Origin of the sequence: Thermorudis peleae, assembly GCF_000744775.1 — a bacterium.
GTDB classification, from domain to species: domain Bacteria; phylum Chloroflexota; class Chloroflexia; order Thermomicrobiales; family Thermomicrobiaceae; genus Thermorudis; species Thermorudis peleae.
This window is the reverse complement of sequence record NZ_JQMP01000003.1, coordinates 89,200-103,891: the sequence shown is the minus strand read 5'-3', so window position 1 is coordinate 103,891 and position 14,692 is coordinate 89,200. Positions and strand designations below refer to the sequence as shown.

Genomic DNA, 14,692 nt, shown 5'->3' with positions numbered 1-14,692 from the left:
GCGCTAGCCGCGGCCGGGAATGGGAATGACCGCGCCGGTGACCGCCGCGGCCTCGGGCGAACAGAGGTACCAGAGCAGGGCGGCGATCTCTTCGGGCTTGACCCAGGTCTTAGGATCGGCTTTCGGCATCGCTTCGCGGTTGGCCGGCGTGTCAATCGTGCCTGGCGCGATGCAGTTCACTGTGACGCCGCTCCCGCGCAGTTCGCGGGCCAGCGCCTGCGTCAGCGTGATGACCGCGCCCTTGGCTGCCGCGTAGGCCGTGGCTCCCCCGGCAGGCTCGAGCGCTGTTCGGGCGCCGACCGTCACGATCCGGCCGCTGCCGTGCGCGAGCAGGTGCGGAACCGCTGCCCGCAAGACATGCACCGTTGGCCAGAAGTTGATTGCCATCATCTGCAGCCACTGCTCCGGGCTGCTCTCGGTGAACCGTCCGCCGACGAAGCCGCCCGCCAGGCAGAGAACCGCGTCCAACCCGCCAGCCTGGGCCAGCGTCTCCTCGACGAGCGCCCGGGCGGCTGCAGGGTCGGCGAGGTCGCCAGCAGCGATGCCGATCACCCGGCCGGCGTGTTCCCCCAGTTGCGCGCGCAGTTGCTCCCATCGATCGGCTGAACGATAGGGTACGACTACCTGGGCACCGTGCGCAGCGAAATACCTGACCACCACCTGCCCGACCTGGCCAGTGCCACCGGTGATGAGCACGACCTGTCCCTCAGCCATCGTGACCGTCCTTTCCCTCATCGTTGACAACGAGCATGCCACACCGCCCCAGCCTCGTGCCGCGGTAACCGGCGTGTTACAGAACGGTGCTATCATGGCCAAGGGATGGTAGGGAGCGGGGGATGCGTTGGGGAGCGACTGAGACAACATCGGCATTCTCTGGGGCAGTCGCCCCGAGCCGCCCACCGGCTGCCGAATGGGCGCGCTCGCCACCAGGCCATGCAATGGTGGCGCTGGCACGGCGACGCGGCGACCGTAAGGCAGCTACTCGGCAGACTGCGGGTTCGTAGGAAAGGACAGAGACGCCATGGAGCGTCAAGCGCGACAACCATCTCAGCACATACGCCTGCTTGGAGGGCGAATCACCCTCGCCTTGCTGCTCGCGCTCGCCGGTCTTGCAAGCCTGGTGCTCGCAGCACCAGCAGCGGCCCAGGCGAGCATTACCCTGAGTCCAGTCTCGCAGACGGCGAACGTCGGCAGCACAGTGACGCTGATCGTCTCAGGGGCAACACCGGGAGCACAAGTAAGCTTTACGATCAGTGGGCCGAACCAAAAACTCCTCCCCGCTGACCATGTCTTGACGGCTGACCAGAACGGTTATGCTACCTTCCAATACCATGGGCTCTACCCCGGAACCGATACGGTGACCGCGACACTCCTGAGTGACGGCAACCCGACGGCGACGGCGACCGTCACTTGGGTCACGAGCGGGGCACCGGTGTCGCAGCCGACCTTGACCTTGACGCCCGCAACGCTGACCGTTGCGCCGTCGACGCCAGCTCAACTGCTGGCTACACTGACCCAGAACGGGCAGCCGATCACGAACGCGGCAATTACGTTCACGGTCAGCGGTGCTAATCCCCAGGGGCCGATTACGCTCTACACCAACGGGAATGGACAAGCCATCTTCACCTACACGCCAGTCAACCTCGGCACCGATACCGTCACGGCGAGTTCGGTCTACGGCAGTGCCAGCGCCACAGTCGTCGTCTCGAGCACGACGACGGGCATTAGTGTGATGCTGAGCCCGACTGTCGTGAATGCCACCGTGGGGACCAGCGTGAGCCTGACGGCGACCGTGCGCAGCAACGGCTCACCGGTTTCTGGTGCAGCGGTCACATTCACGGTCAGCGGGGCTAACTCGCAGAGCCAATCAATTACCACCAACAGCGCCGGGCAGGCGACCTTCACCTACACCGGCACCAATGCCGGCACCGACACCGTGACGGCAACGTACAGCGGCGTCAACGCCTACGCGACCGTGAACTGGTCGACGCCGTCACAGGGCCTCTCGCTCAGCCCGACCAGCCAGACCCAGGTGATCGGGGGCACAGCGAGCGTGACGGCCACGTTCTACTACAACGGCTCGCCGATCAGCGGCGTGCCCGTCTACTTTAGCGTCAGTGGGGTCAATCCGCGGGGTACCGTCTTGCTGTACACGAACAGCGCCGGTCAGGCGACCTTCACCTACACCGGCACCAACGTCGGCACCGACACGGTCACGGCGACGGCAACCTATAACAGCACGACCTACAACGCCTCAGCGACGGTGACTTGGTCGAGCACGACGGTGGCCAGTATCTCCCTAAGCCCGACGTCGCTGACGGTAACCGCGGGCACCAGCGTGACCCTGACGGCAACGGTGCTCGGCCCGAACAGCCAGGCGCTGATTAGCGTACCGGTCACCTTTACGGTGAGCGGGGCAAATCCCCAGAGCACGACTGTCTACACCAACAGCGCTGGCCAGGCGTCCTTCACCTATACGCCCACCAATGCCGGCACCGATACGGTCACGGCGAGCTACGGCGGGGCGAATGCGAGCGCAACGATCACTGTGACTGGTGGGATAAGCCTGACCCTTGCGCCCAGTTCCACCACGCCGACCGTCAATAATGCCGTCCAGGTGACGGCGACGCTGACGTCGAACGGTGCGCCGCTGAGTGGCATCACGGTCAATTTCACCGTGAGTGGAGCCAACCCGCGGAGCGGCAGCGCCACGACTGACGCCAACGGCCACGCCGTCTTCACCTACACCGGCACCAACACCGGCACCGACACGGTGACCGCGACGGCGCAAGTCACGGGGAACCCGACGGCAACGGCGACGATCACCTGGCAGGCCACGCCGAGCGGCTTTGGCCCGGCTCAGCCGGCGCAGCCCAGCTCCAATCCAGCCTGCATCTACTTCCCGCAGACACAGCACAACCTCTGCTACGGCTTCCGGGCCTATTGGCAGCAGTTCGGCGGTCTGGCCATCTTCGGCTACCCAATCACCGAGGAGTTCCAGGAGAACGGCCTGACGGTGCAGTACTTTGAGCGGGCCCGCTTCGAGTGGCACCCGGGCCAGTTCCCGCAGCGCTACGACGTGCTGCTCGGCCTGCTCGGTGATGAGATCACGGCCGGGCGACAGGGCCAGGCGCCGTTCCAGCCGGCGCAGCCCAACAACGCGCCGGGCTGCGTCTACTTTGCCCAGACGGGGCACAACGTCTGTGGCGACTTCCTGGCCTTCTGGCAGCAGAATGGCGGGCTAGCGACCTTTGGCTACCCGATCAGCGAGCCGTTCTCGGAGCAGAATCCCGATACGGGCCAGGTCTACACGGTGCAGTACTTTGAGCGGCAGCGCTTTGAGGCGCATCCGGAGGCTAACGTGCCCTACCACGTGTTGCTCGGGCGCCTTGGCGCACAGGTGCTGCACAACCGCTACGGCACGCCGTATCCCTAGGGCCGACGCGCGCTGAACGCGCTGCTACGAGCGGGGCGGGTTGGACTGACCCGCCCCGCTTCGCGTCTTGGACGCTAGAATGGGAGCTCGTCCCACGTCGTGTCAGGTTCGGACTCGTCACCGGCTTCGATGAACTGTATCTCCCACGGATCGCCGTCAAGACCAGCCAGCAATGCACTGCTCCCACTCGCTGGACGGAGCACGGTCAGATGGCGCGAAGCACGCCCGAGCGCGACCGCTGCTGCCTGGCGCCATGCGTGGATCGACTCCTCCGCCTCTTCAGCAGGCGGATCAGTGAAGCTGGCCGGCGGTGGCTCCCAGTCTGGGAAGAGGACGAAAACGGCTGGAAACTCGAGCCCCTTGGCGTTGTGCCAGGTGAGCACCTTGACGGTCGCAGCGGGCGACAGGGGCTTGCCATGCTCGACAATCTCGGTCGGGATGTGCTGGGAGCGAAGGGCCAGTTCGACCTCCCTCACGTCGTCGTTGCGTGGTGCAAGGACCGCGCAGTGATCCCAGGGAAGACGGTGCGCTTGGCGCAGGCGGAGGAGTTCGTCCGGCAGGACCTGCTGCCACCGCTCCCATCGTGCGAGCGCCAGCACGGTGGGTCGCGCCCGTCCAGCGCGTTTCCGATCGCTCGGCGGCGCAGTGCGCCCGCCCCCATTCGGCAGCGCGAGGCGATACGCTCGCACCGCTGCGGCAATCTCCGGCGGGCAACGGTGGTTCACCTGCAGCGCCAGGCGCTTCACCGTCCCGTCACAGGGTGAAATCGCCTGCTCGATCGATCGCCAGCTGAACGTGCGGAGGTGAATTGTCTGGTGCTCGTCGCCAGCGAGCACAAGGTAGCGCGGATCTCGACATAGTGCATGAAGGAGGCGGACAGCAACTGGCGTGAGGTCCTGAACCTCGTCCACGACCACGGCATGGTAGCGTGGGATCTCCGGGTCGTTCTGGACCTGGTCGAGTGCGAGCTGGCGCAGTTCCTCGCGCAGGAACAACCCTTCGGCTCGGAGGATATCCGTCAACGCTTCGTAGAGGGCCCAGATCGCCTCACGTTGTGTTCGGTTCAGCGGCCGCCGGCGACCGGACCGATCAGCCTCGAGATAGGCATCCAGGCTTGTCAAGCCGCGTCCGATGATGACTTCCGTGATCTCCCGAAAGAGATAGTCGGCGGTGATGCCCTTGATGCTCGCGGCCAGTCGACGATCGCGCTGGGCGTCGGGGCTGAGCAGTCGCTCGAACGCGTTTTTCCGCGCCTGTTCAAGCACCAGTTTCTGTGCCTGATGCGTTCGCACGATCGCGTCACGGGGAATGTCGGGGCATAGCTCATGTACGAGCTTGTCGAGCGTGTGGACTGTCGTCACGCGATGCACGCTTAGCGAAAGCGCAGAATGAGTCAAAGTGCGAACAAATTCAGTGAGCGTTCGCGTATAGGTCACGAAGAGGAAGCGGAAATCCGTGACACCTTCCGCCTGCAGCCGGCGTGCGATCTCCTCGAGCGCGCGCACCGCGACAAGCGTTTTCCCCGTCCCAGCGGCGCCGGTGATGATGAATGGCCCGTCTTGTTCAGCGATCGTGCGCAGAACCTCGCGCTGCGACGAATCGAGTGCGAGCTCGATCCGCGCCCGCCCGGACAGGAGATCCTGCACCGAGGCCGTTTCGTCGATGACATAGGCCGGATCGTCGAGCAGATCGTCGAGATCACGACCGCAGGCCAGATCGAGCACAAGGTTTGTGAGCTGCTCGTCCGGCAGTTGCTCGGCGATCTGGAGGAGTTCGTCTTCGGTGGTGCACGCGAGCAGGCGTTGGTGAAACTGTGGTGGCACCCCGATCCGTTTCAGCTCCTGCTCCGTCAGCAGCCGCGGCAACGGCCGTGACGGCTGGCTCGGGGGAACCGCGCCATCGGTTGCGTCTGTTTCTGGCTGTGCAGGGGTGGAGAGATCGTCCTCGTCTGGCTCAAGCAGCACGGTCAGTCCCTGCTCGAGCGGCAACGCATCCTGCCGGTAGGCCTCTTTTCGATGCTCGATGCCGAGCAGGGTGACCAGGCAATCCGACCCGATCCGGTAGAACACGCGATACTTCCCGACGCGCCAGCGATAGACATCATCGAACTGCTCCAGACGCAGTTTGTGCTGCGACCCGTCGGGATGGGGATTAGCCCGGAGTTCGGGAAGTCGTCTCCAGATGAGTTCCTGGTTCTTGCCCGCGAGTGCCGAGAGCGAACGCCCGAACGATTCAGTCATCGCGATGCGGTAGTGCTCACACATGGCAAGGCTCCTCTAGTTCTGGCTTTTCGGTAGGTTTTTGCTGGCGATTTCGGCTGTAGCGCTCCGCCGCGAATGTGTCGCTTGGTCTGGACTGCCGGTAGTGTGTAACAGTGCTAGTGGAGCCTGTCAAGAGTACGAACAGCCCGGAGATTGTCCCTGGGGCTGCTCAGCCAGCAACCACACTATAATGGCTGGTCTGTCCGATCTGCACTAGCGCGCACATGCAAGCTGCTCAGGCAGCAACCGCTCCCTGCCCCTTGACGCCCCATGCCCAACCGCCGATACTCCCTGCGATGGATCCTCGGGAGGACGTGCGGCCAGGCCGCAGAACAGGAGAAGACTGCCGTATGGAACATGACATGGCACGCGGCGGGCCGAAGCGGCCGGCGTTTCTGTTCACGGTGGGTATGATGGCCGTTATCGTGGGGCTCCTGGTCGCATGGCCAGCCGCTGCGCTCGCAGCGCCCAGCAGGCATGTGGAACATCAGGCCGCTGCTCACGGCGCCGCGACCGTCAGCGGCCCGTCGAGCGCACCAGCCAGCCAAATACCAACGGTGTCGTCGCAGCAGAAAGCGTGGATCATCGGGGGCATTGTCGCCGTCGCGGCCGTCGCAGCCGCATCGTCAGCGGCAGCCGCAGCCGTTGCGGCACGGCGCTCTGGACAGCGCGCGGGGCGGCCACGTGGTTGGCGCTGGTGGCGCTGACTGCCGGGTGCGTGCCACTGCGTGCTGCTCCGGCCCAGGCATGGCCTCACGAGCGCTCGGCCACGCGTGCCTGATTGCGGGATAACGGGGAAGGCGCTCCCGTCCGTTATCCCTCGATACGCTTCAACTGCTCGCGCACGGGCTTCGCCGCTTCTTCGAGTTGCTTGGCTACCGCACTAAACACTGCTTGGGGATCCTCCCGTTGTGTCAGCACCTGCTCGAGCCCCCGGCCGATGAGGTCAAAGCCGTTGGGAATCCACTCGCGAGCAGGATCAGGCGGGCGCGCTTGGGGCAGCTGCGTCACCGCCGTCTTGAAGTTCGGGTGTTGCGGATAGAACTGCTGCATCGCCGCCCCTTCGATTGCCGACGTCCGCACGGGCATGTACCCCGTGCTCTGCGACCAGAACGTCGTCATCTCCGGCGAGGTCGCAAACGCCACGTAGCGGAAGGCCGCCTGCTGCACCTCCCGGGGCCTGTCCTTGAGGATGGCCAACCCCGCGCCACCCGTGCAGCAACCAAAGCCGACCGGCCCTTCTGGCAAGAACGCCGTGCCTACCGGAAAATTCGCGTTCTTCTCGTAGCCAGCCAATTGAGCGGTTGAAGCGACCAGTGCTGCCACGCGCCCGGTGATAAAGTCCCCGTCGACATTCCCCGACGCGACTGCCCACCCTGCCTGGATGCCGTCGAGCAGGTAGACCCGGCCTGCTTCAACAGCCGGTGGCTCGTGAATATGGATCTGCAATGACTCGTCCGAATACCGCCCGCCCCATTGCCACACGATCGACTGGAAATTCCACGACATCGTTGAGCTGAGGTTCCCGGCCGTGGTTCCAGCCCCGGCGGGATGACCGAAAGCGAAGCGGCTCGTCGTTGCACCGCTCTGCTTCACCAGCTTTGGCGCCCACGCTCGGAACTCCTCCCACGTCCGCGGCCCGCGATCCGGCAACCCCGCCTCCTGCCAGGCCGCCCTGTTGTAGTAGAACAGCGGTGTCGAGCGCGCAAACGGCACCCAGTAGATCCGGCCCTGGCGCGTCCCTTCGTTGAGCAGCGGCGCCACGTAGTCGCGAGTATCGATCGCAGCCTGCGCAAAGAAGTCGTTCAGCGGCTGGAGTGCCCCCGTCAGATAGAACCGAAACCACCAGTTATCAGCCAGCAGCACCAGGTCAGGCGTCTGCTTGGCCGCAAGCGCCTGAATCAGCTTCTGCCCCGTCTCGTCGTAGTTCCCCTGGTATTGGTAGACGACCTCAACGTCTGATTGGGATGTGTTGAAGCGGTGCACGATCTCCTGCACGACTTTGCCGCGGTCACCGCCGAAGGCGTCCCAGTAGACGACGCTGACCTTCGAACCGGGCTGCGTCACGAGGGCCGGAACGCCCGTCGGGCTCGCGGTAGGTGTCGACGGCGTGGCTGGACTCGTCGGATGAGCTGTTGCCGATGCTCCCCCGCTGGTCTCGTGCGTCGCCCTCGGGCTGGTTGTTGGGCTGCTGCCTCCTTGTGCACAGGCGGTCAGCAACGCCGCACCCGCCCACACGCCGTGCAGCAGGAACCGCCGGCGCGTCAGCCCGGAGACAGCCGGCGTGCCATGCGCGTGCTGCAGCGTAGTATCCCCAGCCATACGGCCTCCTCCTTTCACCGCGGAGGAGCCTACACGCGCATGGGCTGATCAATGTTGCAACGGGGTAAACGTCCGATAACCTTCCCGCTGTCCTGCGGCACGCGTCGTCACGAACTGACGGCCGTGGATCGTCATCTGCCCTCGGCTCGAGGATGGCTGTGGACGGGCTCTCTTCCCTCAGTCTTTCGGATTATCTACTCTTCGGCCTGTTCGGTAGTAAAGCTTGTTAACAAGGGCAACCAGTGCCGCTGCCTGCGCAGACAGACCCGGTGTGGCACTTTTGACGATGTTGAAGTACCGGCAAATGTGCTCGGCAAGCACGGTTGCCTCATCCTGCGAGCACACCGGAGTCAGCAGTTGGGCGAGAGTCGTGCAGGCCGTTGCGCGCTCGGTGCTGTCACCCACACGGGCCAAGCGTGCCGTCCCGTTCAACCATGTGTCGAGGGTGCGGATCAGGTGCGCACTCTGCATCAGAAATGGACAATCGGGCGGATCATGTTCAGCGAGCGTGCAGATCGCTTGCCGTGTTAGCTTCGGCGCTTTTCCTGCCAGCGTGGGGACAAGCTTCAGAATCGAAGGATGGCCGGCAAGAATCCGCAGCACGGTTATGGTTGCTTCGGTGATGAGCGTGGGACTGAGCGGATACGCGATGATGCGTTGTATCCAGGCGCAGAGTGGCTTGCTGAGCATGACTGCAGTGAGTTCAGCGTCGACCAGCTTGACCTGCTGGATAATCTCCTGAATTGAGTGCTCAGTCTGCCGGTCGTTTTGGAGTAACTCGTACAATGCCAAAGCAATGCGCACCGTCTCGGGAGGCTTCTGCAGCAGAAGGCGTGGCGTGATAAACGAGAGGGCATCGCGGTTCTTCCTCACGATGGCAGAAGCCGTCACGCTGGGGTGCTTCGTGAACCAGGCGAGGAGCATGGCACGCCAGGGAGGCGGCCAGACAAAGAAGGGCACACTTCCCCATGCGGTCTGCGCAAGCCATCGCCTCAGGAGATCGTCGCACCACGCTGCCGGCATCCATGGACGGTTGCGGAGCGTGAGGAGAGCCCCAACAAGGAAAAGCTCGTCGCCGCGGAAGATGCGTTCGGCGCATGCCGCCTGGAACGCTGCAGTCCAGGCATCGTCAGGCGCGGGCATGACCTCTTGCCAAACATCCAGGAATGCCGTCAGCATCGGCGTTCCGACTTCCTCGATGGCCAACGTCGCCAGCGTTGCCGGTGGGACGAACGCAATGAATGGCTTGCCATATGTCCGCCACCACTGGAGCGCTAGCGCTACGTTGTGCGTGAACGGAACGGGGCAGCGGCAGGCAGCTTCGACGAACTGGGCAGACAGCGATGTAAGCAGTTCCGTGTCAGCCGTGCGCGCGACAAGTTGCTGTAACGCATCACTCAGCAACGCGAGAAGGTGCAGACGAAGCGATGGATCGGGCAGGGAGAGCCATCCCTCGAGCGCGTGAGCGAGCGCCAGGAGCGCAGCCCGGTCATGCCCGGCAACGAACGCGACACAGCTGGCAAGGTAACTCGCGTCAGCGCCGGGGAGGGCATCGCTTGTGACGATGCGGAGCCACAGCGCGTTGAGCAGGTGCTGCGGCATCGGCGGTGTCGTGAGCGCAGTGCGCCATGCTGACAGGGCAGTTGTGCTCTGTAGGTCACGCAGTTGGCGACCAACAACGATCGTGACGCCAGTGAGCAGGTCGACCGCAGCGTCGGGGTCGGTGACTGCTACTTGTCGGGCCAACCGGACGGCGAGTTCGACAGTGTTCGCCGTCCAGGGTTGATCGGTGCTGTGGTGCTGGATGAAGGCCCGCCCAAGCAACGCAGCCTGTTTCGGATCCAGCTTGTCGATCATCTCTGCCCGTGCGAGGTGCTTCAGCACGGTGAGTGCGATCGTCTCGTTCGCAAGCCAGGGAGCGATGGCGGCAAGAATAGACGGCACGTCTGCCGTATCCTGCGCGCTCTTGAGTGCAAGCGCCACCAGCTGTGCGAGCAGGCCGCGTTCCTGTGCCTGCGCTGCCACCTCAGGCGTCAGCAGCGCTGGCAACCAGCGCAGTGTCGTGCCGGTGTTCTGGCAACGGCGGACAAGCTCCAGAATGGCCTGGAGTGATCCCCGCAAGGCATCAACGAGGAGCTCGTACGTTCGCTTGTCAGTCGTCAGCAGGGTGGCACTATCTGCGACGAGCCGGTCAACCAGCTCGCGTGGTTGGTTGGTGGAGGTACTGAGCCACCAAATGAGATCATGTCGCTCAGCAGCCGACAATTGCGTGCAGTGGGCAGCCAGGACCGCTGCGTACTGGGGCGCCAGGGGGAGATTTGCCCACTGGTCCAATGGACCGAATTGCTGGCGCAACGTCCGCCATTCGGTGAGGGTGAGGTGGGGAAGCCAGGGCGCCTGGCTCAGCGTATCGGCGAAGTGTGGCAGCTGCTGCGGGTGAGCGGTGAGCCAGAGCTGGAGGAGCATCGGGGCACGCCACTGCCACGATGCGCTAGCGTGACGCCGGATCCAGCCTAATTCCCGTACCACCCGAGTCGCTGGCCAGTCGACTATACCAGCTCGCTGGTACCAGTGCCGTGCTATGCCCCGATCACGCGCCAGCCGGGCCTGACGGCGAGCGCAGACTCTGGCCCGGCCTTGCTGGCCGCGTGCGAGAAAGTGCGCGATGAGCTGCTCGAGCGCGGCCTCCTGGTTGTCCTGCCGTGGTTCATGCCACGCGAGCCAGCGTAACCAGCGGAGCATCGTGCGGTCGCGATGCAGTCGATCAAGCCATAAGACGAGGCGCCAGGTCAGGTCACAGCGATCGATCGCAGAGAAGCTGACCGCTGGTGATTGGAGCAACGCGTGCAACTCATCGGCTGCGGCAGGCCACCGGCCTGTGCGAACCAGCCAGTCGGCACGCATGCGGTGCAGGAGTGGGACAGTCGGCAGCGAGGCCGTGGTCGCTTCAAGAAGCAGCGCATCGAAGATGGCCTGATCGGCAGCAGTTGCTTCTTTGGCGCAAGTCTCCGCGAGGCGCATAACTTCATCTGGCGGCAACTGGATCCATCCCCGGCCGGCCGCGAACAGGCGGATGGCAGTTGCGGTGCGGTGATCTGGCGTATCACTTAGCAGCCGATCGGTCCAGCCTAAGAGATAGCCGCCAATCCGCCGTCCAGCTGCCACTTCCCGGTTGACCAACGCCGCAAGCTCGGTCAGTTGCTGGATGCTTGGCCATTCAGTGCGGCGCTGTTCAAGCTCAGCGAGCAGGGCAGCGAGGTCAGCCGCCAGGCGTTGGACGACGCGCTGGCGTGCTTCCAGGTCGGTGACGAAGTTCAGGTTCGGCACACAGCGGCTGCAGCTGAAGCAGTTTTCTCCAATAACTGTCTCACCGGTCTTCAGATACCCGAGAATGACCGAGCGCAGGCAGGGCAGCGGCCCCTCGCGCTTTACCCAGTGGTTTCCGCGCTGCTCAACGCCGATATACTCGGTCAGAAAGCGATGATAGGCTTCCTCGTCATAGTTTCGCCGTCGCTCCATGAGCGCCACGAACTCGTCGATATAACGCGGAAGGTGGGATGGATCAGCAAAAGCGTTGCCGAGCCGCACTTCCCAACCGCGTCGCCGTGGTAACTCGCGCCAGCTGAACCAGTCGTCCAGGGTAGGGTACTGGCCCCACGGTATCTCCGCGCGTGCCTGCCCCGCCTTACGCATGCGCTCCTTCATCCGCTCTCTAGCCGTTTTGCGATCTGCCCTCCGGATCGCGCCGGCATAGGCACGCCATGCTTGTAGTGAGGGCCTGCCAGATGGCCCTGCGCACGAGGCTGCAAGACCACGGCACGGCACGGATGACCAAAAGTCCAGCAGCCTTCCCCGCCACCGTGGCTGCCCAGTCTTCGGGTCAGGTTCCTTTTGTCCTTCGGCCGATCGGATATCGTACAGCAGGCCGAGCGTCTCGTGCATCGGCATCTCCAACAGGTCGGCGAGTTTGGTAAGGTCGACCGGTTTCTGGGAAAGCAGTGCTGCAAACTGCTGGCGGAAGCCGGGACGGTGCTGCTCCATCTGCCGCAATAGATCACCGAAGTAATAGGTCGAGGTAAAGAGGGCGTCGATTCCTGCGGGGAGCACCACTTTGTCCAACAGGCCGCTGCATTCATGAACCGCGTCGAGGAACGCAACCTCCCGTGCGCCATCGCGGATGCGATACGACTGAAGTGCCTGCAGAATGCGGTCAATATAGCTGCAGCGGAAGTCGTACGTGTGACCGCGGTTTAGAATAAGCTCTTGCTCCTGTGTTCTGTTCCCTGTGCTGGAGCGTGGGGGTGGATCTGGCAAGGGGAAGGGATTCAGTGTTTGAAAGTACTCCAGCACTTCATCGGCCGTGAAATAGCAGGTACCGACTCTGGTCGTTGGCCGTGTCTGCAGGAACGCAACCATTGCCTCGACGGCCGACCGCTGCACGTATCGCTGCTCAATGAAACGCTCTTGAATATCGACATCCGACAGCCCCGTATCATCACGCTGGGACGCTGGCGTGGCGGTCGTGGGTTGTGCCGGCGACTGAGCATGCTCCAGCGCGAAATAGACGATGACCGTGGCGAGCTTGCCGTCGCGACCAGCCCGGCCGGCTTCTTGCCAGTAGGCTTCAATCGTCGACGGGGGTGTGCGGTGCAGAACCAGGCGGATGTTCGGCTTATCGACGCCCATGCCAAAGCCTTTGGTCGCGACCATGATAGCCCGCTGACCGTCAAGAAAGCGGCGCTGTTCCTCTTGCCGCGTGCGACCATAGAAGTTACCCAGGGTGACAGGATGGTTGGCATGCTCCGCGGCATCGTCCGGCTGGCCGTTGCGAGGATCCTCCTCCATCTTGCCGTGGTAGATGGCGACCGGCTCGCCAAGCGCCTGCTCGAGCCAGGCAGCAAAGTTGGTGACGTACGGGCTGACAGGTTCAGGCTTGTCCGGGTTGGAGGTGGGACTCGTCCAGGGCTGGAAGACGATAGCCGCACCATGCGGGTCGCTCTGACGCAACCTGCGCAACTGGGCAAGCATATCCTCGGCCCGTGCCGTGGCGTCAGAAACCAGGCGTACGACAAGGTTGAGTTCAGGACGATTCGCGGTGTCAAAGAGCACATCACCGCCATGCTCAATCGACTCAGGGTTGAGCTGTAACTCCTGGGCCAGGTCATCGCGCACCTGTGGGCTTGCCGTCGCCGTTAAGGCGATGACAGTCGGACGCAGGTGATGCGCGGCAAGGCGGCGGAGGATGTTGAGATAGGCTGGTCGAAAGTCGTGCCCCCACTGGCTAATGCAGTGCGCTTCGTCGACGGCAAGATAGCGAAAGCCTCCGGGTACCCGCTCGTTCGCCATTTTCAAGGCATTGATCACCCAATCGCGTTCGAGTTGTTCTGGCGTGACGTAGAGAAGCTTCACCGAACCCTGAGCCAGGCATTGGAGGATCCAGTCGCGCTGGCTCAAGGGAATATCGCCGTTCAGGTAGGCTGTGACTCCATCGAAGCCGTAGCGCCCCTGAATGCGTTGTTCGAACTGGTCCTGCATGAGGGATTTCAGCGGCGAGACCACGACGGTGAAGCCCGGCAGGAGCAAGGCCGGCATGATGAAGCACTCGCTCTTCCCGGAGCCAGTCGCGGCAATCCCGAGCGTCGAGCGTCCGGTGAGCACCCGCTCGAGCATGACATGCTGGAACGGGCGGAGCGCAGGGAAACCAAACAGCCAATATGCCAGATCGTCAAGAGCATCGTGCATCGTCGGGGTAAAGGGTGGTAGCCACACCGGCTCGGCCGAGACCTGCGCGATATGACGTTCCGCTCGCTCGTCATGCGCGGGCTCACAGTGTTCAACGCCGTGTCCCTGCTCGGTCACACTGAGGATAACCTCTCCTCGTATCGTTGCTTCCACGATGGTTGCAGTCACCCGGATTGGCTCGCCGAAGCGCAGTTGGGGGAGGGCGCGGCCGGGGTCACGGCGCAGCAGGGCCTGTTGGCAGCCGAGTGTGGCTGGGCAGAGCTTGATGGCGCTTACCACTGCCCTGCCCGATCGCTCCTCGAAGAGCTCAAGCGGCGTCTCAGAAATGGGCCGGTGGTGGCGGACATAGCCAAGCGAGCGGGTGAGGAACGAGCGCTGCTCTCCTGCCCGCGGTGGCCTGATCGGTTGCACCGATGCGGCCTGGGCGGGCGTGGCAGTGTGCTCGAGCATGACGTAGCACCACGATAGCAGCTGATTCTCCAGCTCATCGAACCGGCTGGACGCACCTTGCCAGCTGTGCTTAGCCGCATCGACAAATTTCCGATAGAGTGCCGGCTGGTGGAGCCCTTCCCGCCGGCCCGGCCAGCAACGATCACAGCAGACCGGTAACTGCATGCCAAATTCTTGGCCACAGGGCCCGAGCGAACGGAAGCGCGGATACCGGGCAAGCAGCTGCCTCCGCCAGCGCATCAATCCCTGGGCGGGGTCTTTGCTGCCAGCTTCGAGCACCAGCGTCACGGTTCCGGGCTGTGTCGCGGCGATCACCTGGGTAAACAGCTCTTCTGCGCCGCTGTCACGGACCTCGTTGAGGACATAGCTGGCAACAACGAGCGTCGCCCTCTGGGCATGCTGCTGGAGGCGCGGCACACTGGCTCGGTCGGTGACGTCGATCCGCTCCCAGCGGGCGGCACGTGCGGCAGCAATCACCTGT

General features: G+C 63.8%; 7 protein-coding genes. 3 read left to right on the top strand and 4 right to left on the bottom strand.

Annotation, left to right across the window (positions count from 1 at the left end; all coding sequences use genetic code 11):
• Positions 1–3 precede the first annotated feature (3 nt).
• Positions 4–714, bottom strand: a complete 711-nt coding sequence (locus N675_RS03500) for an SDR family NAD(P)-dependent oxidoreductase (RefSeq protein ID WP_038038106.1) — start codon at positions 712–714, stop codon at positions 4–6.
• A gap of 122 nt (positions 715–836) precedes the next feature.
• Here N675_RS03500 and N675_RS14435 point away from each other — a divergent pair, with 122 nt between their 5' ends.
• Positions 837–1,004 (top strand): hypothetical protein, encoded by a 168-nt coding sequence (locus N675_RS14435; RefSeq protein ID WP_197066265.1) that lies wholly within the window; start codon positions 837–839, stop codon positions 1,002–1,004.
• Between the two features lie 17 nt (positions 1,005–1,021).
• Entirely contained in the window at positions 1,022–3,436 is a 2,415-nt protein-coding gene (locus N675_RS13965; protein ID WP_081886831.1) for an Ig-like domain-containing protein, read from the top strand.
• Between the two features lie 74 nt (positions 3,437–3,510).
• Here N675_RS13965 and N675_RS03490 read toward each other — a convergent pair whose 3' ends face one another.
• The gene (locus N675_RS03490; RefSeq protein ID WP_038038105.1) at positions 3,511–5,700 is read right to left on the bottom strand and encodes a UvrD-helicase domain-containing protein; all 2,190 of its coding nucleotides are present in this window, start codon (positions 5,698–5,700) and stop codon (positions 3,511–3,513) included.
• A 347-nt stretch (positions 5,701–6,047) separates the two neighbouring features.
• On the opposite strand from N675_RS03490, the gene N675_RS03485 reads away from it, so the two are divergent.
• Positions 6,048–6,404: a hypothetical protein gene (locus tag N675_RS03485; protein WP_038038104.1), complete on the top strand. Its 357-nt coding sequence runs from the start codon at positions 6,048–6,050 to the stop codon at positions 6,402–6,404.
• A gap of 106 nt (positions 6,405–6,510) precedes the next feature.
• On the opposite strand, the gene N675_RS03480 is transcribed toward N675_RS03485, so the two are convergent.
• Complete coding sequence (locus N675_RS03480; RefSeq protein ID WP_051914046.1) at positions 6,511–8,019, bottom strand: ABC transporter substrate-binding protein; 1,509 nt, start codon at positions 8,017–8,019, stop codon at positions 6,511–6,513.
• A gap of 177 nt (positions 8,020–8,196) precedes the next feature.
• Positions 8,197–14,688 carry a DEAD/DEAH box helicase gene (locus tag N675_RS03475; RefSeq protein ID WP_038038103.1) on the bottom strand — a complete coding sequence of 2,164 codons (6,492 nt, stop codon included), beginning with the start codon at positions 14,686–14,688 and terminating at the stop codon, positions 8,197–8,199.
• Between the last annotated feature and the right edge of the window lie 4 nt (positions 14,689–14,692).

What these genes read in the sequence shown, in the direction of transcription:
- N675_RS14435 (WP_197066265.1), top strand. Translation starts at nt 837, where the DNA reads ATGCGTTGGGGAGCGACTGAGACAACATCGGCATTCTCTGGGGCAGTC.
- N675_RS03500 (WP_038038106.1), bottom strand. Translation starts at nt 714, where the DNA reads ATGGCTGAGGGACAGGTCGTGCTCATCACCGGTGGCACTGGCCAGGTC.
- N675_RS03480 (WP_051914046.1), bottom strand. Translation starts at nt 8,019, where the DNA reads ATGGCTGGGGATACTACGCTGCAGCACGCGCATGGCACGCCGGCTGTC.
- N675_RS13965 (WP_081886831.1), top strand. Translation starts at nt 1,022, where the DNA reads ATGGAGCGTCAAGCGCGACAACCATCTCAGCACATACGCCTGCTTGGA.
- N675_RS03485 (WP_038038104.1), top strand. Translation starts at nt 6,048, where the DNA reads ATGGAACATGACATGGCACGCGGCGGGCCGAAGCGGCCGGCGTTTCTG.
- N675_RS03490 (WP_038038105.1), bottom strand. Translation starts at nt 5,700, where the DNA reads ATGTGTGAGCACTACCGCATCGCGATGACTGAATCGTTCGGGCGTTCG.